The 20,698-nt window shown below is 37.5% G+C and carries 19 protein-coding genes; 17 read left to right on the forward strand and 2 right to left on the reverse strand.

The features are described from left to right. The first annotated feature begins 124 nt into the window (after positions 1–124). The 4 genes from ACFOSX_RS05665 (at position 125) to ACFOSX_RS05680 (ending at position 5,093) form a co-directional block, all read left to right on the forward strand. The gene (locus tag ACFOSX_RS05665) at positions 125–3,295 is read left to right on the forward strand and encodes a sigma-54-dependent Fis family transcriptional regulator (RefSeq protein WP_386097881.1); all 3,171 of its coding nucleotides are present in this window, start codon (positions 125–127) and stop codon (positions 3,293–3,295) included. Between the two features lie 158 nt (positions 3,296–3,453). Then, entirely contained in the window at positions 3,454–4,014 is a 561-nt protein-coding gene (locus ACFOSX_RS05670; protein ID WP_386097883.1) for an RNA polymerase sigma factor, read from the forward strand. A 51-nt stretch (positions 4,015–4,065) separates the two neighbouring features. Continuing rightward, entirely contained in the window at positions 4,066–4,839 is a 774-nt protein-coding gene (locus ACFOSX_RS05675) for a TauD/TfdA dioxygenase family protein (protein ID WP_386097885.1), read from the forward strand. 80 nt (positions 4,840–4,919) lie between these two features. Beyond that, positions 4,920–5,093: a hypothetical protein gene (locus ACFOSX_RS05680; RefSeq protein WP_386097887.1), complete on the forward strand. Its 174-nt coding sequence runs from the start codon at positions 4,920–4,922 to the stop codon at positions 5,091–5,093. Positions 5,094–5,173: 80 nt separating this feature from the next. Here the strand turns inward: ACFOSX_RS05680 and ACFOSX_RS05685 are convergent, their stop codons facing one another. Together ACFOSX_RS05685 and ACFOSX_RS05690 are read right to left on the reverse strand one after the other, a co-directional pair. After that, positions 5,174–7,270, reverse strand: coding sequence for a tetratricopeptide repeat-containing sensor histidine kinase (locus tag ACFOSX_RS05685; protein ID WP_386097889.1), 2,097 nt, complete (start codon positions 7,268–7,270; stop codon positions 5,174–5,176). Then, complete coding sequence (locus ACFOSX_RS05690) at positions 7,270–8,634, reverse strand: sigma-54-dependent transcriptional regulator (protein WP_386097891.1); 1,365 nt, start codon at positions 8,632–8,634, stop codon at positions 7,270–7,272. Before ACFOSX_RS05690 ends, ACFOSX_RS05685 begins: the two co-directional genes overlap by 1 nt. Before the next feature lie 370 nt (positions 8,635–9,004). Here ACFOSX_RS05690 and ACFOSX_RS05695 point away from each other — a divergent pair, with 370 nt between their 5' ends. The 13 genes from ACFOSX_RS05695 to ACFOSX_RS05755 all read left to right on the forward strand — a co-directional run bounded on the left by ACFOSX_RS05695 (position 9,005) and on the right by ACFOSX_RS05755 (position 20,698). Then, positions 9,005–9,790, forward strand: coding sequence for a hypothetical protein (locus tag ACFOSX_RS05695; RefSeq protein WP_386097893.1), 786 nt, complete (start codon positions 9,005–9,007; stop codon positions 9,788–9,790). Between the two features lie 12 nt (positions 9,791–9,802). Continuing rightward, a complete protein-coding gene (locus ACFOSX_RS05700) occupies positions 9,803–9,994 on the forward strand; it encodes a hypothetical protein (protein ID WP_386097895.1) in 192 nt (63 codons plus the stop codon). 17 nt (positions 9,995–10,011) lie between these two features. Continuing rightward, complete coding sequence (locus tag ACFOSX_RS05705; protein WP_386097897.1) at positions 10,012–10,356, forward strand: hypothetical protein; 345 nt, start codon at positions 10,012–10,014, stop codon at positions 10,354–10,356. An 11-nt stretch (positions 10,357–10,367) separates the two neighbouring features. Next, entirely contained in the window at positions 10,368–11,075 is a 708-nt protein-coding gene (locus ACFOSX_RS05710) for an isochorismatase family protein (RefSeq protein ID WP_386097899.1), read from the forward strand. Positions 11,076–11,099: 24 nt separating this feature from the next. Further along, on the forward strand, positions 11,100–12,188 hold the full coding sequence (locus ACFOSX_RS05715; RefSeq protein ID WP_386097901.1) for a cytochrome P460 family protein: 1,089 nt from the start codon (positions 11,100–11,102) through the stop codon (positions 12,186–12,188). A 36-nt stretch (positions 12,189–12,224) separates the two neighbouring features. Continuing rightward, positions 12,225–12,833, forward strand: a complete 609-nt coding sequence (locus tag ACFOSX_RS05720) for a cytochrome P460 family protein (RefSeq protein WP_386097903.1) — start codon at positions 12,225–12,227, stop codon at positions 12,831–12,833. A gap of 161 nt (positions 12,834–12,994) precedes the next feature. After that, positions 12,995–13,156, forward strand: coding sequence for a hypothetical protein (locus tag ACFOSX_RS05725; protein WP_386097905.1), 162 nt, complete (start codon positions 12,995–12,997; stop codon positions 13,154–13,156). Further along, complete coding sequence (gene gap, locus ACFOSX_RS05730; protein WP_386097907.1) at positions 13,156–14,154, forward strand: type I glyceraldehyde-3-phosphate dehydrogenase; 999 nt, start codon at positions 13,156–13,158, stop codon at positions 14,152–14,154. Before ACFOSX_RS05725 ends, gap begins: the two co-directional genes overlap by 1 nt. An 11-nt stretch (positions 14,155–14,165) precedes the next feature. Continuing rightward, positions 14,166–14,678, forward strand: coding sequence for a peptide-methionine (R)-S-oxide reductase MsrB (gene msrB, locus ACFOSX_RS05735; protein WP_386097909.1), 513 nt, complete (start codon positions 14,166–14,168; stop codon positions 14,676–14,678). Positions 14,679–14,694: 16 nt separating this feature from the next. Further along, on the forward strand, positions 14,695–15,246 hold the full coding sequence (msrA, locus tag ACFOSX_RS05740; protein WP_386097911.1) for a peptide-methionine (S)-S-oxide reductase MsrA: 552 nt from the start codon (positions 14,695–14,697) through the stop codon (positions 15,244–15,246). A 4-nt stretch (positions 15,247–15,250) separates the two neighbouring features. Then, positions 15,251–16,345, forward strand: coding sequence for a S1C family serine protease (locus ACFOSX_RS05745; RefSeq protein ID WP_386097913.1), 1,095 nt, complete (start codon positions 15,251–15,253; stop codon positions 16,343–16,345). A 10-nt stretch (positions 16,346–16,355) separates the two neighbouring features. Further along, positions 16,356–19,892: a ShlB/FhaC/HecB family hemolysin secretion/activation protein gene (locus tag ACFOSX_RS05750; protein WP_386097915.1), complete on the forward strand. Its 3,537-nt coding sequence runs from the start codon at positions 16,356–16,358 to the stop codon at positions 19,890–19,892. 11 nt (positions 19,893–19,903) lie between these two features. Next, positions 19,904–20,698: a hypothetical protein gene (locus ACFOSX_RS05755; protein WP_386097917.1), complete on the forward strand. Its 795-nt coding sequence runs from the start codon at positions 19,904–19,906 to the stop codon at positions 20,696–20,698.

Consider the following 20,698-nt stretch of genomic DNA (forward strand, 5'->3'; position numbering starts at 1 on the left):
CAAATAAACCATTAAATATAAAACTATGATATTTCGTGTTTATTTGAATTGTAAAAGTGATATATCGTATAGTTAAGTATTATTTTATCAAAGATTTCATTACTTTTATACCAAAAGAAGTCTTATGAAAACAAGCACGGCATTACAGGATATTTTACTGCATATAAGCAAAGCGGTCATCAACATACGCAGTCTTGAAGATTTCCATACAACGATAATGAACGACATTGGGCCACACATCCTTTTTGACGATGCGGTCTTGGTGTTGTTTTCTGAAGATAAAACTAGACTCGAAATTGTTATAACGATGGCACCACAAGAAAGAAAAGACCATCCTAAATTCAATGAAAGTGTTTATCATCAGTTAGAGATTGCCAATTCGCCTTTCGAAGCTATTTTAAAAAGCGACGATATTGCTTTGTTTTCATTAACCGATTGGTTAAAAAATTATCCTACCTATCCAGGTATAGTGTTAATGAAAGACACGAACCTCAATCATACTATTAGCATACAATTGAAAAATGTAAACGGTGTTTTCGCATCATTGCTATTCCACTTTGAAAAAAAACCATCGCAACCTGTTGCTGGCGATTTTTACCACGGTATCAAAGACCAACTGGCAATGGCGCTAAGTAATATCCTCGCCAACGAAGAAATAGCCCAAGAAAAACATTTTGCCGAAACCCTTTTGAGCATAAGCGAAGCCTTGGTCAATATCCGTAATCGAGAAGATTTGTATAAAACGATAAGGACACAAATTTATCCGATTATCAATTTTGACGATGCTGTGGTAATACGCTTTGACGAAGATTTAAAAAAGCATACCTATATACTAACAATGTCCGATGAAAACCGCCAAAATCATCCCTTATATAAGAAAATCGTAAATAAATATCACAACATAGCAAATACCCCAGGTTATGATGTTTTAAATGGAGAAGATTTTCGTTGGTACACCTTGGAATATTGGTTGAAAAAGTATCCTGACTATGCTGGATTGCTATTAATGAAAGACACAGAACTCAAGCATACAGTTGTTTTACAGTTGAAAAAATACGGTAAAGTATTCGGTGGTTTACTTTTTCATTTTAAGGACATACAAGATGTGGTTAATGACCCCAGGAAAAAATATTATTCAAACATAGCAAATCAAATATCCGTTACGGTTAATAATATTATTGCCAACGAAGAAATAGTCCAAGAAAAACAATTTGCCGAAACCCTTTTGAGCATTAGTGAGGCTACTACAAACATACGCGATAGATACGACCTCTACACCACCATTATGGATAAGCTTAGACCCATTGTGCATTTTGATGATGCTGTGGCGATTGTATTATCAGATGATGGTGCCCAGTACAACCACTTACTTACAGTATCATCTCAACAAACAAAAAGCCATCCCAATTATAGTAAATTAGTCAATAATTATTTGCCCTTGGTTGGCAGTCCTATTGAGACGATGTTTCAACAAGAGGACGCGGTGCGCAACTATGACCTCTATAGAGATTGGTTAAAAGAATACCCAAATTATCCAGGATTTGTATTGATGAAGGATGTTGGTTTGCACCATACGACCATCCTTAAATTAATGAATGGCGGTACGGTATTCGGCTTATTGCTTTTTCATTTTGAAACACCACAACCCAAAGATGATGATAGATGGAAGCTCTACCCAAACATTGCAGACCAGCTATCCATCGCCATAAGCAACGTGATTACCAATGAAAAAGTACTGGACGAAAAACAGCAAAAAGAGACGCTGCTAAAAATAAGCGAGGCAGCCACAAAAATTAGAGACCGTGAGACCTTGTACCACACCATAATGATGCAAATAAAACCTATTGTTAACTATGATGATGCGGTCGCCATTATTTTATCAGATGATAAAACCACGTTTCAGCATATATTAACGATGTCGCCAGATGAACGTAAAGACCATCCGTTGTACGATACTGTAGTGCATAAACCTATTGGGTTAAAGAATACACCTATATCTCAAATATTAAAGGGATTAGATTTTCAGCAATATGAAGTCGACCAATTGCTCGAAGAATATCCTCATTTTGAAGGCTTACATTTAATGAAGGACACAGGACTTAATTATTCTGTCGTCCTCAAATTGAAAAATGGAGATGAAGTGTATGGTATAATCTTATTTCATTTTAAGGAACAACAGGATATGTCCTCTAGCGTAGTTCGTTTATACCCTAACATTGCAGACCAGCTTTCGGTAGCGATAAGTAATTTGTTGGCCAATGAAGAAATACAGCGACTTAATGAAAAACTGACCCAAGAAAACGAATATCTAGAAGAAGAGATAAAAACCAGTTATAATTTTACTAATATAATAGGCGCTAGTGAGCCTATGCAGCAGGTATTCCAGATGGTTGAGCAAGTGGCATCTAGCAGCAGTACCGTAATAGTTCTAGGAGAAACAGGTACTGGGAAAGAGCTTATTGCTCGAGCCATACACGACAGGTCGCCACGCAATAAGCGACCGCTTATTAAAATAAACTGCGCCACATTGCCAGCGCAATTATTAGAGTCAGAATTGTTTGGGCACGAAAAAGGCAGTTTTACAGGAGCTACAGAGCGTCGCATTGGTAAGTTTGAGCTGGCGCACCAAGGCACTATTTTTTTAGATGAAATAGGAGAACTACCTTTAGAATTGCAGTCTAAATTACTACGAGTACTGCAAGAGCGTGAGATAGAACGTTTGGGCGGAAGCAAAGTAATAGCGGTAGACACACGTATTATTACTGCCACAAATCGTAATCTGGAAAAAGAAGTACAAGACGGAAACTTTAGAGCAGACCTGTTTTTTAGGCTGAATGTATTTCCTATCATCCTACCACCATTACGCAATCGCGTAGAAGATATTCCTGCACTGGCAGAATATTTTTTAGAGCGTTTTAGTAAACGATTCGGTAAGAAATTTAAAGGGATTGCAAAAGAAACCATTCGACAGATGAAAGCTTATCAATGGCCAGGAAATGTAAGGGAACTAGAACACCTTATTGAGCGTGCAATGATTATAGCAGATGGCGGACTTTTAAAAGTAAACCTAGCACAACTTAACCCAAAGGCTGATAATGAGCATTTAAAAGCAACGCAAGGTTTTAGCCCTAAAACCATAAAGGATAATGAACGCGCACTCATTATTGCCACGTTAAAGCATTGTGGCGGTCGCGTACGTGGTAAAGATGGCGCAGCGCAATTGCTCGATATTAATCCATCAACTCTAGAATCCAGAATGCGCAAGCTGGGTATAAAGAAAACATTCACTACTTAATCTTAAAAATAGTATTACTATCACATTATAGATGTACTTTTTTAGTAATGTTACAATATGCTGTGTTTCTTTAAAAGGCGAAAAATTTCAAAATACTGAAAATAAGATAGTTGCAATTTGGTACAGTTTTACAATGTAGATTGTAAACACGACCAATTATGAATACACAAGAGTATGTAATTAACGCAGAGAAATGGATGGACAATTATTATAAATTCCTGTTTAATTATACGAGAGCAAGAGTTAGCAATACGTTAGATGTAGAAGAAATAATTTCAGATACATTTTTTGCAGCCTTAAAGGCGAAAGACAATTTTCAACAAAAATCAACCGAGCGCACTTGGCTTGTGGCCATCCTCAAGCACAAAATCATAGATTATTACCGCAGAGAAGCTTCGCACAAAGGTAGGATGAGAAAATATACAATGTCTCACGAAGAATATCAAGAGACCTATCATCATACCACCGCAATTACCGAAAGTGAATCGTCTACACTTTCTGACATACATCTTGAAACCTTGGAAAACGTGCTTGAAGAAAGTCTTGCTCACATTCCACAAAGTCAATCTAATGTCGTTAAGCTACGCGTGTACGAAGCGTTGAGTACCGAGGAAATATGCGATAGACTGGATATTTCAAAAAACAACGCTTGGGTCTTAATGAGCAGAGCGAGAAAATCCTTAGCGACGCATTTAACCAAATATGATTATGCGGTTTAGAAATAAATCACAGATAGCATACATTTTCAATGCTATCGAAATTTAAATGTTATGAGCACTTTAAAATTCAGAAAAATAAATCAATACATAGGCATCGAGCTTGAGGAGTACGATGATATTACCGTATTAGATACACCTACTATTAATACGATAAAACAGCTCGTAAGAACTTATAGCGTTGTGGTTATTAAAGGCAAGCGCAAATGGACAGGGGCTGAACAAATGGCTTTAACGGATGCGTTAGGAAAATTAGAATTACCTGTAGTATATTCCATTCCACCAGCTCAAGTTGAAGAGCGCAAGAGCGATGCAAAAGTCACCAAAGGTTCTGGAGTATTTTGGCATTCTGATAATTCTTATCACGAGCGTCCGTCACATATAAGCGTATTTCAAATGGTAGAAATACCCAAATCTGGTACAGTAACTTCATTCGCATCTCTCATAAACCTTAGCACAAATCTGCCTGAAAAAGATAGGAAACTATGGCGAGATTATGCTGTGGTCTATCGTGATAATGTGGTGCATCCCTTATTGTGGAAACATCCATTTAATGGGCAGAACACTATTTATTTTGACATCGGTTTTTCTACAGATATTTTAAACCATTGCGATGGTGGCAATAAATTACCTATGAAGGAAAGTAACCAAATCTTTAACTACATAAACAACCGACTCTCAGATGAGGCTTCCATACTGAAACACCAATGGGAAGAGGGCGACATCGTCATCTTAGACAACTATGCGGTGGCACACCGAGCCGATATTTTACTGGAAAATGAAAAACGCACCTTGCTTCGTATGACCACGGAAGGCATTTACTTTTAGAACTGAAAATTATAAAGTTTAAAAATTGAATTTTTCAATTCACAGAAAACCTATTATCTTGAGAATTCAAATACGAAATGATGAAAAACACCTATTACATAAGTGCCATTTTAATGATTATACTTTCTATAGCCATTACCTACTTAGGACTACAGCGCGAGCAAATATTTAATCCACCTGTGGTGACTGGTGTAGGTTTTTCGGTAATTGCAATCGTATTTATACAGAGTGCCAGAAAAGGCAATAACGGTTAAGTCTTCAGGTATTATTTCTGAATAATAAGATAAACGCATCGGTATAGAGCGCAACGGATTTTCCTATTTGTAATGCTTTTTTATTGATTAGGAATTATGATTTCATAAGCTACACCATCGTTATGCTGTATCGATAATCTTCCGTCTAGCTGGTCCACTAAGCCACGTACCATCATTATCCCAAAGCTACCGTTTTCGGTGGTTTCTTTTTCAAACCCTATACCGTTATCTTTTATTTTTAACAATAGTGCATCTTGGTTTTCCGCTTTCGCGAAAGCAATATCAATCTCATTGCCATCTTTCTTTTTAAAGGCATATTTTATGGCATTGGTCAAAAGTTCGTTCACAATAAGTCCCAAGGGAACACCGATGCTCAAGGGTACTTTTATGTCTTCAAATTTATGGTGTATGGCAACCTTAAATTCGTCTATAATGGTGTAAGATTCCTTGATGTTTGTAATCAAGTTTGCGAAGTAGGACGAAGCAAGAATCTCGCCGGCACCTTTTTCTTTACTCGCATACAAGTCCTGATGAATGAGCGCCATAGTCTTTATTTTATTCTGACTTTCCATCAAAATATCATTCACTTCATTATGTGCCAGTTTATTCTTTTTTGACGATGATGAGAGTAAGGTCATAATAATTTGCAGATTGTTTTTTACCCTATGGTGCATCTCTTGAGTTAAGAGTTCGTTCTCGCGATTACGTGCTTCTAGTTCCTTTTTTTGCTCATCAATAATGCGCAAGGCCTTCTGTTTTGTATAAAATTTGTAATAAAATAATCCACCTAACACCAGTAACAAAAACCCTATGAACGAGAGTTTTAAAACGTTGTCTTTTTCTTTTTCTATTTGTAACTGTTGCACCTCATTATTAGCTGCCAGTAATTTTATTTTTTCATCTTTTTGCGTGGCTCGGTACTGTAATTCCAGATTAGCTATTTTTTGTTGTGCTTTTTTATTGTCTAAGCTATCCTTGAGCTTAAAATGAGCCATCTGATTTTCGAAGGTGCTTTTATTATATCTATTTTGAAGCGTATCTATAGTTATTAAAGCTTCATAAACGGTGATGCGTTCGTTAGGATTGGTTTTATAAAGCTCTTTTGAGTACAATTTTTTCGAATCGTTCAACATCTTTTGAGCAGTCGCAACTTTATTTTGCTTCATTAATACCTCGCCCAGACTTACGTAGGCATTTGCAATCACAAAATTGTTTTGGGTCTCTTTCCCATACTCAAGAATGCGGTTAAAGTTTGTGTAAGCACAATCGTAGTCCTTCAATTTCATACAATTATAACCCAAACGAGAGGCAATAAAAGGTTTGTAGGGTGCATAAGGTTTATTATCCTTAATAAGTTCGTATGCTTTTAAATTATAATTTTTAGCCTGCGGGATGCTATCCAGTTTATCATACATAGTTCCAATATTGATTAAAAGCTGGACTTCTTTGAGTAAAATATTAGTCTTGTCTGTATAGTCAAGTGCATCCTTAAAATAAGTTAATCCTTTCTCATAATTTTTACTCAACTCATAAGTTTCGGCAAGCTTGGTATTGATTTCCTGCTTGCGTATGTCCAGTACTTTTGGATTATCAAGATGGTCTATCAATGGTAATAACACCGCTATGGAAGCCTCATATTCTTCCAGGCTTTTATAAATATAACTTTGTGTAATTGCAATTTCAATCTGTTTATTTACAGGTGTATTACTGCCATCGCCACTTATGGCTAAGGTTTGTAACCCATATTTTTTTGCTTCAATAAAGTTTTTAATCGTGGCATAATATTTAGTCATTCCTATAAGGCCATTGCGCATTAGCGAAGTGTCCTTTATAGTGAGCGCCATTTGATAGGCTAAACTATCGCGTTTAAAGCCTTCATCATTTTTCTTTTGAGCTCGGTCAACTTTGGCTAGTAGAATTTGAGACCGTATAGTGCCCTTGGTATAATTTCTAGTTTCAGAATACTGAAGCATCTCATTACCGTAGTAAGCAGCGCTATCAATTTCTTTGGGAAAGTATGTTTTTATTAAATTAAGGTAGGTTGCTATTTTTACAGAGTCTTCTACTTTTAAAGTGAGTGCTTGTTTTAAACTATCACGCACCTGTTTTTTTTGAGAAAAAGCTATGGATGTGCTTAGTAGAGCAAACAGGAAAATAATAGTTGAACGTTTTTTCATTATGAAAACAAGGTAGCTTTATTGATATTTAATTTTTTAATCTTAAAATCCAGCGTATTGGGATGTAGTTTTAGAATTTCGGCAGCACCATCTTTACCACGCACTTTACCGTTGCAGTACTTTAAGGTCTCGATGATTTGCTCTCGCTCTATTTCTTCAAGTGATTTTAATTGAAATTCTTTTATACCTGGTATTTCAGTGGAATTATTAGTATCCAGCTGTACATCTAAAGTGTCTCCTTCATTTAGTAATATAGAACGTTCTACAACGTGCTGTAATTCCCTCACATTACCAGGCCAGTTGTACTGTAACAATTGTTTTCCTGAAATTTTAGATAAAGGAAGATGGTCTTTATTAAAACGTGAACAGGCTTGGGCTATAAAATGGGTTGCCAAAGGAATAATATCTTCTTTACGTTCCCTAAGTGGCGCAATTTGAATAGGGAACGTGCTAAGTCTAAAATACAAATCTGCCCTAAACGTCCCTTCTTTTACACAATGCGGTAAGTCCTTATTTGTCGCAGCAATAACACGTACATCAATTTTTTTCTGAATAGAACTACCTACAGATTCAATTTCTTTTTCTTGAAGGGTTCGCAATAACTTGGATTGACTTGTTAACGGTAACTCACCTATTTCATCAAGAAAAATAGTACCGCCATTAGCTTGTTCAAATTTGCCGATGCGTTTCTCTGTCGCGCCAGTAAAACTTCCTTTTTCGTGACCAAATAATACCGATTCAATAAGCTCAGAAGGCAATGCAGCACAGTTTACCTTCACAAGCTTCTTCTGGTTTTTAGTCGAATTGTCAAAAATAGCTTGCATAAACACCTCTTTACCAGCACCGGTCTCGCCAGCTAATAGTACGGTAACATTAGTAGGTGCTACGAGTTCTACCTTTTTTAAGGCTTCGAGAAATTTAGGACTGTTGCCTATAACGGCTTTATTGAGCTTAGTAGTTGTTTTTATTTTATGAGACGTTGGTTTATTAGTAGCATTTAAACTGGCATTGGCCATTTGTAAAGCGACACGTATATCACGTTCATCAAAGGGCTTTAAAATATATCCCAGCGGTTGCGTACGGTTCATTTCTTCAACGATGGCTTTATCTGAGTATGATGTAATAAACAGATGTTTGATGCCATATTTTTCTTGTAGTATTTTGGCAAGTTCAATACCATTTCTATTCCCTATAATATTTATGTCTAGTAAAGCTAAGTCTGGTGTTTCAGTCTTTACAGCAAGTAGTGCCTCATCTGCAGATTTTGCTACCGCCGTCACCGCATAACCTAGTTGGGTAACAATACTTCTTATTTCATTTGCGATTAAGAATTCATCTTCTACAATGAGTAATTTTTTAGACATTCTTTGATTTTATATAGCTCAAAATAACACAATTTTTAGATTTCGTTGATTTAGCGACCATAAACGTGCCAAACGACTCTTATTTGTATGTAGTTAGAATTCAGTCTTTTATTGGTAATTCATATATAGGAAACCCTAATATTTTGTACACCTACAATATATGGGATGTAACTTTTACTAGGATGAGCTTCATTACACTTCATTTTTTCTGAAAATTCCAACACATTCTTAATCCTCTCATTAACACAATATTGTGAAACCCACAAGATACTGTGTATTTAGACAAGCATTATATTTTTTAATGGATTGATAATCAGATAAATAGGGTGTTGGCATAACAATGGAATGTTCAATTTCAAATTATTCAGATATGCAACATCACATCATTTGCCCAAAAACCGGAGGACTATTCTTTCTCTCAGACTTTAAGAACAAAGATTATGAGGGCTTGCTCACATCAAGTGCGCTCTATAAGATTATTTACAATCGTGGTAATGCGGTAAAGATATATGTTGACCATAAATTGATAACGCTTAAAAAGGATGAGGTGCTGTTCTGTAAACCGCTCAATACCGTTCAGGTTTCAAAACCTCACGATACGGTAAATGTGGTAGCATATAACAAGGATTTTTACAAACTATCTAATGCGGCCGAAGAAGCAAGCTTTTATTGGTTCTGGTATTTTGGCGTAAACCATCCGCACATCTTTCAACTTTCTGAAGTGGAGCAAGGTTTCTTCCAGATGATGTATGAATGTATGGAACGTGAGTTCAATCAGTATAACGGCTGTATTGAAACGGTAAGAGATGTACTCAAAAGGGTGATGGCTGTCTCGATAATGCGTGTGGAAGATAGTCCCATTGTTCCATCAATAGGTGAAACGCAATTGCACATCATTAAAAAATTTAGTCTTCTTATTGAAGAACATTTCAGAAAAAAAATAGCGTTTACAGACATCCCTAAGTTGCTCAAGCGCAATCCTTCTTATGTAAGCAAATTGCTTACAAAGTACTTTGGCAAACGAGCAGTAAAGACCGCCAAAGAAAAATTCATACTGGAATCTAAGCAAGCAGGCGCACGTATCGAGAAGCGTATGGAAATTCAATATCCATCACGCCTCAATACACTCTCAGAAGCCGAACATCAAATACAGTAATACCTTATAGCTATGAAAAACAGACTTAAACATATAGCCTTTCTCATTACATCAGGAGTTCAGCTCGTAAGCGTGATTGTTTTTTATGTGTGGGAAATTTATTTGGCAAACGCTTTACCGTTGCGCTCTCCTGATGGTCGTGAATCTCGCAAGCTCGATTTCGCGAAAGCAAAAAAAGAACCCATTGCAAAAGAATTAAACTAACCTTAGAACCTAAGAAAATGTCTAAAAACACATTGCAAATATTCTTGCTATTGCTCAAAAATGGCAAGTGGTGCAAAATTCTCAAGGAATACTATCGGCCTAACACGTGCATAGAATGTAAAGATGATGATTGTAATGATGAGAAAGACATTACCTGGTTGATGCAACGTTTAGCGTCTTCAGAAGGATTGTTGCAACATACAGTAGATAAAATTAAAGTGATAGAAAATAGACTGTCATTTACTATTTATACCGTATCGAGAGACATTAATAATCAAATTGATATGGAAGAACATAAAATAACAAGCTTTTGGAAAAATAATAAAATTCAAAAACACAAGCATAGTTTGTCAAACTACTAAAAAAAATGAAAATGAATACAACAGAACAAGCACAACAAGGAAAAGCGGAAGCACAGTTGCCAGTAACAGGGTTTGAAATTGATGCAACTACCGCAATGGTCATTACAGACCCTCAAAATGATTTTTTAAGTGAAAATGGAGTGGCTTGGGCTGCAGTAGGCGAAAGTGTAGTAGAGAACAATACCATCGAAAATCTCAAAACTTTATTTATGCTGGGTGCAAAAAAAAACATTCACATTTTTGTCTCACCACACTACTATTACGAGCACGACCATAAGTGGAAATTTGAAGGTGCACTCGAAAAATTGATGCACGCCATTACAATGTTCGATAGAGGAGACCAACTAAATACTAAAGGCTTTGAAGGTTCAGGAGCAGATTGGTTGCCCGAGTACAAAGAATACATCTCAAATAAAGATAATGTTACCGTAGTTGGGCCGCATAAAGTTTTTGGGCCAGAGACTAATGATTTGGTTTTACAATTACGTAAACAAAAAATAGACAAGGTAATACTGGCAGGAATGTCTGGTAATCTCTGTGTAGAATCTCATATGCGAGAATTGCTAGAAACTGGTTTTGAAGTTGCAGTAGTTGGAGATGCAACTGCTTCCGCAAAACTACCCAATCTTAACGGAGACCAAGCGGCACAAACTAATTTTATGATGATGGCGAGCCACGTTTATACAACAGCGAAACTTAAAGAACTTTTAAACAGCTAAACCTAACACTAAAAACCTAACCCAATGAAAAAAGTAATAGTATTTATAATGTGTGGCTTATTTCTCGTATCCTGTAATAACAGTTCGGGATACGAAGAAGTCACCTATTTCACTGTGAATGGCGATGAGCTACAACGTCCCACAGATTATCGGAAATGGGTATTTGTAGGAACGCCTACCACACCTAATGATATGAATAATGGCGAAGCTGCCTTTCCAGAATTTCATAATGTGTACATCGATCCACAAAGTTACCAAGAGTGGAAAGAAACAGGAAAATGGCGAGAAGGCACCATACTGGTAAAAGAATTAGTAAGTGTAGGTAGCAAAGCTGCTGCGAGTGGCAACGGTTATTTCATGGGCGATTTTATTGGACTGGAAGCAACGATAAAAAGTAAAAAACATTTTCCAGATGAGCCAGGAAATTGGGCGTATTTCAGCTTTACAAATCCTGAAGGGAAAGAGCTTAAAAATACGGCTTCGGCTTTTGGTACTAATGATTGTAATGCCTGTCACGCGGCAAATGCTAAAGATGATTTTGTGTTCACACAGTATTATCCAGTTTTAAGAGCGGCGAAAGGTATAGGCGCAGACGTCATACCAGAAAATAGTGGGAAACGTGAAGGAACTAAAAAAGTAGTAGGCGTTTGGGACCCAGCAGCACCAACGCCAGAAGGACTGGACACAGAAATACCGCTGGCTAAAGAAAGCTTGTTTGCCTACCTGCAATCTGGCGCTTACAAAAAGTTTAAAACCCAAGAGAAAGAAATGCACCCATCGCAAGGACCACACACGCAAATAGGATTGCCCGTAAGAGTTTTTATGAATGACGCTATAGCCACATCACTTGCCGAAAACAGAGACGAGCATCCGCTGGGAGCGAGTATAGTTAAGGAGATGTTTAATGACAAAGGAGAACTCGCAGGCTGGGCAGTTATGGTGAAAACGCAAGACGAAACCGAAAAAGGGTTGGGTTGGTTCTGGTATGAAGTAACTAGTACAACAGACTCAAATGCGCTGGCAGCAATGGGTAATGGTGTGCAAGGATGCATAAGTTGTCATCATACTGGCGGGCGAGACTTGGTAAGAACGCAATTTCCTTTTAATAACTAACCATATCAATAATAAATAATTTAAAATCAAATAATTATGAAGACAATAGTATCAAAAGTAATAGCAATTATACTTATTTCTCTCAGTTTTTCCTGTGGAGAAAAAGACAATTATGAAAAAGTAACTTACTTCACAATGCAAGGCGATGAGCTTAAACGCCCTACAGATTACAGAAGTTGGGTGTTTGTAGGTGCACCACTTACACCTAACGATATGAATAATGGTAAAGCAGCTTTTCCAGAATTTCATAATGTATATATAGACCCACAAAGTTATGATGAGTACAAAGCTACAGGCAAATGGCGTGATGGTACTATTCTCGTTAAAGAGTTAGTAAGCGTAGGAAGCAAGGCAGCAGCAAGTGGCAATGGCTACTTTATGGGAGACTATATAGGATTAGAAGCCACTATTAAAAGTAGCAAGCACTTTCCAGATGAGCCTGGCAATTGGGCTTACTTCAGTTTTACAACGCCACCTGACGAAGATTTGAAGAATATGGCCACACCATTTGCCACAAATATGTGTAATAGCTGTCACGCTACAAGTGCAAAAGATGATTTTGTGTTCACTCAATATTACCCTGTATTGAGAGCTGCCAAAGGTGTAGGAGCAGAAATGGTTCCTGAAAATACATCTGCCAGATAGCAGATGGATATTGGTTTTATTGGTTAATAGTGAGAAGATGGGGTTGTGTTATACGCCCCATTTTTTATCTAAGGGAAAAATGTATAAGTATATCGGAAATACCAGTATTTCAGAAGCCTCATATCCAGAGTAGTTTTACAGTAAATAAAAATAAGAGCATTATGGACTATACAAATGACACCTCGGGAATAATGGATAAAGTACTCTACGGACTTTCAGGAGATACAATGTTGCTATCTGATAAATTCAGAATAGCAAGTTTTTTGGAGACTACAAAACATACATTAAATAAAATCAATAAACCATCAAAAACACAAGCATAATGAAGATTGCAATTAATGGAATGGGACGCATCGGGAGAGCTGCGCTCAAAGTAATTTTAGAAAACAAAGAATTAGAACTCGTAGCGGTAAATGATATTATTGATATCGAAAATGTAGCTTATCTATTAAACTACGATACCGTGTACGGAAATTATGAACACAAAGTTACACATACCAATACGTCACTTGAAATAAACGGAAAAACCATTCCCTTTTACAGCGAACGCAATCCAGAAGAATTGCCTTGGGAGGAATACAAAGTCGATTTGGTTATAGAAAGTACAGGAGTATTTACAGGCTACGAGGATGCAGAAAGACATATCAAAGCGGGAGCAAAAACAGTCATCATCTCAGCACCTACAAAAAGCGTCGAAGCACCAACAGTTGTTCACGGTGTAAATACAAAGGCAGGACATACCTCAGTATTTTCTTGTGCCAGCTGTACGACAAATAATATAAGTCCTATTGTTGAAATTTTAGGAAGACGTTTTGGCGTTAAAAAAGCCATAATAACAACCGTACACGCTTACACTGCATCACAAACAGCAGTAGATGGACCTAATAAAAAGAATTTTAGAATGGGTCGTGCAGGTGCAGCAAATATTATCCCAACCACAACAGGAGCTGCAATTGCCACTACTAAGGCATTACCAGAATATGAAGGGAAATTTGATGGTGTGGCCATTAGAGTGCCTATTCCTGTGGGTTCATTGTCAGATATGACTTTTGTAATGGAGAAAAATGTAACGGTTCAAGAGGTTAATGAAATCCTGCAAGAAGAAGCAAAAACAGACCGCTACAAAGATGTCATAGATACGACCTACGACCCAATTGTATCGTCAGATATTGTAAAAAGTCCTTTTGCCTCAACGGTAGATTTAAGTATGACGCGTGTGGTAGATGGTGATTTATTAAAAGTAATGACTTGGTATGATAATGAATGGGGTTTTACCAATCAAATGGTGCGTCAGATAATTGATATCAAGAATAACAAATAAATCAAACGATTATGAATTGGAATACAATTATAGAGTACATCAAGCACGGAAACCCAGAACCCAATCGTCGTGTAGACAAAACAGATGATGAGTGGCGAGCACAGCTCACACCAGAGCAATATAGAATTACAAGACAACAGGGAACAGAACGTGCGCATACAGGAGCATTATGTAGCATTTTTGAAGACGGAAAGTATAGTTGTGTTAATTGTAAAACACCTCTTTTTGATTCTTTTGGGAAATTCAATTCAAGTTCAGGCTGGCCAAGTTTTACAGAGCCAGTCGAGCAAAACGCAATAAAGTATATCAAGGATAAATCCCACGGAATGTTACGAGTAGAAACTGTATGCAATACCTGCGATGCACATTTAGGGCACGTTTTTCCTGATGGTCCAGGAGAAACAGGATTGCGTTTCTGTATCAATTCTGAAGCGATAGTATTAGAAAAAGCAAGTGATAAAAAACTTGCTAAGAAGAAAAGACCGCGTATTGCCAAGCAAATCAAGAAAGCCAATACTCTTTAATTAGTAGCGTAGTAAAATGAAAAACACAACATATAAAACAGCAATTTTTGGAGGAGGATGCTTTTGGTGTACCGAGGCTTTTTTTCAAGAAGTAAAAGGTGTCATCAATGTTACTTCTGGTTACAGCGGTGGAAATTCTGAAGAAGAACCAACCTACCAAGCAGTATCCTTAGGAATGACTGGTCACGCAGAGGTTGTACACATTACCTACAACCCAGAAATTGTGACTTATGAAGAATTGCTTGTCATTTTTATGATCACGCATAATCCAACATTATTAAACCGCCAAGGTGCAGACATTGGAACCCAATATCACTCTGTAGTGTTTTATGAAACACCTCGCGAAAAGCAAATTATAGATATTGTCTTTAAAGAATTACAACCCTTTTTTGACAAGCCTATAGTTACAGAAGTCAGCCCAAGAAAGACCTTTTTTAAGGCAGACGAAAAGCATCAAGATTACTATAAAAACAACCCAGAGTATCGCTATTGCACCGCAGTCATAGAGCCTAAGCTGTCTAAGTTTAGAAAACAATATGCAGAGATGCTCGCACAAAAACCAGCATAACACAATGAAAACCACCATCAAAATCATCATTTTTCTGCTCGCAACTACCGTTGTGGCACAAGAAAACAAGCACGTACAACCCTTAAAGCGCGTCATACCTGCAAACATTACAACTTCAGAAAAAAGTGTGGCAACCGTTTATGAAAAAGCGTTGCCAGCAGTAGTAACCATATTTACATCAAGCACAACACCATCAGAAAGAGGACTGCGTCAAGGTGGTGGTTTAGGCTCTGGCGTATTAGTTTCCAACGACTGCCATATTCTTACCGCAGCGCACGTTGTATCTGGTAATTCAGATATTATGGTAAAGACCCAAGACGGTAAAATGCGCAAGGCAACAGTACTTTTTAGCGAGGCAAATGCAGACATCGCCTTGCTGAAACTTGACATACCAGATAGCACACTGGTACACGCAACGCTTGGTGATTCAGATAAACTGGTGGTAGGTCAAAATATCTACGCCATAGGAAGTCCTTATGGTATGGAAAACTCATTTTCATCGGGAATTATATCTGCCTTTAGAGGCTTTAATAAAATTTACGATGGTACGGTTAAAGTTGAATTTATTCAGACTGACGCGGCCATAAATTCAGGTAACAGCGGTGGCCCATTATTTAATTCTAATGGAGAAGTTATCGGGATTGCGTCCAGTATTCTTACTGTTTCTGGTGGTTTTCAAGGCATCGGGATGGCGGTAACTATAAACACGGCTAAGGATTTATTGTCTTTTGAAGATAGACCTTGGATAGGTGTAGATGGATTATTACTCGTACGTGAAGAGTTAGAGCATTTGTTCAACCAGTCATTAGAAGGTGGCGTACTCATTCAAAGTGTGGCCAAAGGCAGTCCTGCGCACAAAGCTGGACTCAGAGCTGGAGACATTAAAGCAGTCGTAAATGGTCGCGAGCTGTTTCTGGGCGGAGACCTCATTGTATCCATAGAAAATCACAACACCTGTCACGTAGATTGTATGGAAGCCACAAGAATTTTACTTCAAGATAAAAACAGTTTAGAAATTAAATATATGCGAGATGGCCAGTTACATACTACCACGCTAGATGTCTCGGAGTCTCGTAAAAACTTTTTAGAAAAAATTTAAAACCACCATTATGAAACCAACTATACCAATACTAACTCTCTTAATAATGTTATTTGTTTCCGCTTTCGCGAAAGCGCAACAAGAACTACCCAATAAGAAAATATCACACACCTTTTATGCCATAGGAAACACGGCCGAGGGAACGACTGCTCAATTACAAGAAGTGCTGGACGGCTTGCAAAAAACTACAAAGAATGCGTCAAAGGAAAGTACACTACTTTTCTTAGGAAATGCAGTAAATTCAAAGGACGATAACACACTTCAACTACAAACCAAACTTGCTAATTCATTTAAAGGAACTTCCTTTTTTATCCCAGGTGATGCCGAGTGGACTGATGGTTTTGAAAACCTTAGAAATATTGAAAAAACGATAGACAAAGCGGTAGGCAAAAACACCTTTCAGCCAGAAAGAGGTTGCCCGATGGAGCGCGTAAAAATAAATGATGAAGTAGATATGATAATCGTAGATTCTCAATGGGCCATAATGAATTGGGACGCATATCCTACAATTAATGAACATTGTGACATAAAAACTAAAGAAGAATTTTATGTAGAACTGGAAAGCACAATTAAAAAAAGCGAGGGCAAAACGGTTATACTCGCAATGCATCATCCGGTAGAAAGTTTAGGGCGTGCTGGTTCTCAGTTTAGTTTTGGCGTTAATCCGCAAGATGTTAGTAACGTACATTATAAGGAATTGAGTGAGCGAGTGGTGACTATAGCAAGACAAATCAAAAATGTAGTGCTTTTAAGTGCTCACGACCATAGCTTGCAATATTTTGACATTAAAGGAATCCCAAATATCATAAGCGGTTCTGGTAGTGCAACTGCAAAGGTTGGTTCTGTAAAAGGTGGATTTAGCAGTTCACAATTAGGGTTTTCCAAAATCACACAATTTAAAGATGGTGCGGTTTGGGTAAGTTTTTACGATGCGTCAAACGGTTTTAGTACGGCTGTATTTTCAAAAGAAGTGCGACCACGGTATGAAATGGTGGCGATGCAAGATTATAAGGAATATGAAAGTCCGCAGTATGTCAACAAATCTATTTATACCGAAGAAGAGCTGGAAAGAAGCGGTTTTTATAAAGCATTATGGGGAGAACACTACCGTGATGATTATGCAAAAGAAATTAAGATAAAAACTGCCCTACTCGATACCTTATACGGTGGTTTAAAACCCTTGCGCAAAGGTGGTGGACATCAAACCAATTCCATACGTTTGGTTGATAAAGACGGAAGACAATATGCAATGCGTAGCGCAAAGAAAAGTGCCCTTAGATTTATACAATACTTCTTATTTAAAACAGAATATCTTGAAGCTGAAGTAGAGGAAACTTATTTTGTCCAACTCTTACAAGATTACTGGACTACGGCAAATCCTTTCGGTGCGTTAACCATAGGCGACCTTGCAGATGCTGTGGGCATTTTACACCCAAATCCAGCATTATATTACATTCCAAAACAGAATGCGCTGGGCAATTATAATGACGATTATGGTGATAATATTTATTTTATTGAAGAACGCTTATCAGACGGTCAGGAAGATGTGGCATCTTTAGGCGCAGGCGATAAAATTATCAATACCCTTGAGCTTTTTGAAGAATTACGAAATAAGGATGAGGTTACCATAGACGAAAGATTGTACATACGTACACGTATTTTTGACAACCTCATAGGTGATTGGGACAGGCACGCAGACCAATGGAAATGGACAGAGACCGAAGATGAAAATGGCAAGATGCACTATCGCCCAATACCAAGAGACCGTGACCAGGTCTATTCAGATTTTGATGGGTTTATTCTTGGAGCTTTAACCACACTTACACCGCCATTGCGTTTTATGCAACGCTATGACGAAGATTATAATCACGTAAAATGGTATAATGATGCTGGAGATGATGTGGACCTCGCAGTCCTAAAAAATCACAAAAGAGAAGATTGGGTTGAAGAAGCCCAGTTTATAAAAGCAAATATCACAGAGGATGTCATTGAAAAAGCATTTGCAAACCTTCCGCCAGAAATAGACCAAGAAAAAGTAGCTCGAGTAAAAAAAGCGCTCAAAGGCAGGTTAGCAAACATTGAGAGTAATGCAAACAATATGTTTGAGTATTTATCTCGCTGTATTCTTGTCACAGGAACAGATAAGAAAGATTTATTCATCATTACCAGAATGCCAGATGGTAAAACCAAAATTGTAGGAGAACGCCAGACCAAAGAAGAAATGGGTGAAGTGTTTTGGGATGTTACCTATGATAGAAAAGACACCAAGGAAATCTGGATTTACGGACTTGCAGACGATGACACCTTTAGAATAGAAGGTGAAGGCAATAAAACTATTCACTTAAAAATCATAGGTGGTAATGGAAACGACACCTATGAAGCGCTCAACCGCAAAAATGTAAAAGTGTACGACCATAAAAAGGAAGAAAACACCTTTAAAGCACCTGTGGCTAAAATGCTATCAGATAATTATGACCTTAATACATATTACTTTAAAAAACATCGAAGAGATTTGAGTAATACAACACCGCTTTTAGGTTTTGACCCAGATGACGGATTAGGCATAGGCGCACGTTTTAATTATCAAAAAAATTCATTGGTAAGAAATCCGTTTACAGATGAACATCATCTAGGGCTTACCTATTTCTATGAAACCAGTAGTGTAAATGTGTCCTATTCTGGCGAATTTGCATACATATTTAATAAAGTGAATTTAGGCATAGAAGCCGGATACAGCAGTCCAAGTTATACAGACAATTTTTTTGGCTTCGGAAATGAGACCGAAAATTTTGAAGATGATTTAGGAAGAGACTTTAACCGAGTACGCACACAACGCTTATCGTTTGCACCATCACTTATTTTTAGAGGCTATCAAGGAAGCGAGATTAAACTGGGCGTACGTTACGATAATTATGAGATTGAAAATACTGCCAACCGTTTTATAGCGCAAGCTGACATAAACCCAGAGAACTTTGAGGGACAGAATTTTGGGAGTATTGAAGCCTCTTACGAGTATGATAATCTTAAAGACGCAGTCGTTTCAAAAGCGGGATTAGGTTTTAAGTTAACGGCTGGTTTTACATCAAATTTAGAAAACAGTAACAACTTTGGCTATCTTATTCCAGAGGCGCGTATTGCGACCAAATTAGATAATCGAGGTAACTTTATACTCGCTTCAAAAGTAAAAGGACACATCAATTTAGGTAATGAATTTGAGTTTTATCAAGGCGCAACCATAGGCGGTAATGATGGGTTGAGAGGTTTTAGAAACGAGCGCTTTACAGGAAAACAATCTTTTTACCACAGCACAGACTTTAGAGTGGCATTAGGAAGATTACGCAACGGTATCATACCCATTACCGTAGGCGCTTATGCAGGATTTGATTACGGGCGTGTATGGTTGCAAAATGAAGATTCAGAGGAGTGGCATACCTCACCAGGAGCAGGTATGTACTTCAAAATGGGAGGATTTGCGGCCTTGAACTTTGCCTATTTTGATTCTGATGAAGGCGGGCGTATCACATTTGGGTTAAGTCTTCCATTTTAAAATAGAAAACTATGGGAGCTTATACAATATCACATCAAAAAGTAGAAATAGAGGTTCATAAAATCATACAATACCTCGCGGCGACGGCAAATAGTTTTCTTCCTAAGAAAAAGGACGACAGTCATACCAACTTAAAATCACTTACGGGCTGTGGCTGTTTAACAACGCGACCGTTAAACACAAATGGCGATGTGCTGGCTTTTAGCTATTCTTCATTTTCAATAGAATGGTGGATTGAAGGTTTTGATAAAATAAAATTTCCTTTAGAAGGTAAAACGCATAAAGAAGTCTTAGACTGGATAGAAAAACAAGCTATAGAAAATGGTATTTCGTTGCCTTTTACATATGAAATGCATTACACCTTACCTTATGAGCCTATAACTGATGAGTATGTCTTTCATCTTGAAAATATGCCACGATTGGGAGAGATTATGCACTACAGGATAATGGCACACTTAGCCTTAGAGGATGCGCTTCAGGAATTTACACCACATTCAGAAATTAGGGTGTGGCCACATCACTTTGGTATTGCATCATTGTACACTTTTAATAAACACAGAGGTCACGTTATAGGCCTTGGGATGTCGATTCCAGATGAGGTAAGTTCAAAATTCTATCTCTATGTAAAAGGCTATGCAGGAGAACATTCAGTAAATGTTGATACCATAACAGCGCTCAAAAATGGGCATTGGGACACTAAGTTTCAAGGTGCTGTGCTTGAACTTGATGACAACTGTACCATTAATGGCGGACATCAATTTTTTAAAGAAGCGGTACATAAACTCAAAGCAGAAGGCAAGGTATGA

It is taken from the genome of Winogradskyella maritima (genome assembly GCF_042650215.1).
GTDB lineage: Bacteria > Bacteroidota > Bacteroidia > Flavobacteriales > Flavobacteriaceae > Winogradskyella > Winogradskyella maritima.

Bases quoted from the DNA above. Each gene is read 5' to 3' on its own strand.
- ACFOSX_RS05665 (WP_386097881.1), top strand. From the start codon at position 125: ATGAAAACAAGCACGGCATTACAGGATATTTTACTGCATATAAGCAAA.
- ACFOSX_RS05670 (WP_386097883.1), top strand. From the start codon at position 3,454: ATGAATACACAAGAGTATGTAATTAACGCAGAGAAATGGATGGACAAT.
- ACFOSX_RS05675 (WP_386097885.1), top strand. From the start codon at position 4,066: ATGAGCACTTTAAAATTCAGAAAAATAAATCAATACATAGGCATCGAG.
- ACFOSX_RS05680 (WP_386097887.1), top strand. From the start codon at position 4,920: ATGAAAAACACCTATTACATAAGTGCCATTTTAATGATTATACTTTCT.
- ACFOSX_RS05685 (WP_386097889.1), bottom strand. From the start codon at position 7,270: ATGAAAAAACGTTCAACTATTATTTTCCTGTTTGCTCTACTAAGCACA.
- ACFOSX_RS05690 (WP_386097891.1), bottom strand. From the start codon at position 8,634: ATGTCTAAAAAATTACTCATTGTAGAAGATGAATTCTTAATCGCAAAT.
- ACFOSX_RS05695 (WP_386097893.1), top strand. From the start codon at position 9,005: ATGCAACATCACATCATTTGCCCAAAAACCGGAGGACTATTCTTTCTC.
- ACFOSX_RS05700 (WP_386097895.1), top strand. From the start codon at position 9,803: ATGAAAAACAGACTTAAACATATAGCCTTTCTCATTACATCAGGAGTT.
- ACFOSX_RS05705 (WP_386097897.1), top strand. From the start codon at position 10,012: ATGTCTAAAAACACATTGCAAATATTCTTGCTATTGCTCAAAAATGGC.
- ACFOSX_RS05710 (WP_386097899.1), top strand. From the start codon at position 10,368: ATGAATACAACAGAACAAGCACAACAAGGAAAAGCGGAAGCACAGTTG.
- ACFOSX_RS05715 (WP_386097901.1), top strand. From the start codon at position 11,100: ATGAAAAAAGTAATAGTATTTATAATGTGTGGCTTATTTCTCGTATCC.
- ACFOSX_RS05720 (WP_386097903.1), top strand. From the start codon at position 12,225: ATGAAGACAATAGTATCAAAAGTAATAGCAATTATACTTATTTCTCTC.
- ACFOSX_RS05725 (WP_386097905.1), top strand. From the start codon at position 12,995: ATGGACTATACAAATGACACCTCGGGAATAATGGATAAAGTACTCTAC.
- gap (WP_386097907.1), top strand. From the start codon at position 13,156: ATGAAGATTGCAATTAATGGAATGGGACGCATCGGGAGAGCTGCGCTC.
- msrB (WP_386097909.1), top strand. From the start codon at position 14,166: ATGAATTGGAATACAATTATAGAGTACATCAAGCACGGAAACCCAGAA.
- msrA (WP_386097911.1), top strand. From the start codon at position 14,695: ATGAAAAACACAACATATAAAACAGCAATTTTTGGAGGAGGATGCTTT.
- ACFOSX_RS05745 (WP_386097913.1), top strand. From the start codon at position 15,251: ATGAAAACCACCATCAAAATCATCATTTTTCTGCTCGCAACTACCGTT.
- ACFOSX_RS05750 (WP_386097915.1), top strand. From the start codon at position 16,356: ATGAAACCAACTATACCAATACTAACTCTCTTAATAATGTTATTTGTT.
- ACFOSX_RS05755 (WP_386097917.1), top strand. From the start codon at position 19,904: ATGGGAGCTTATACAATATCACATCAAAAAGTAGAAATAGAGGTTCAT.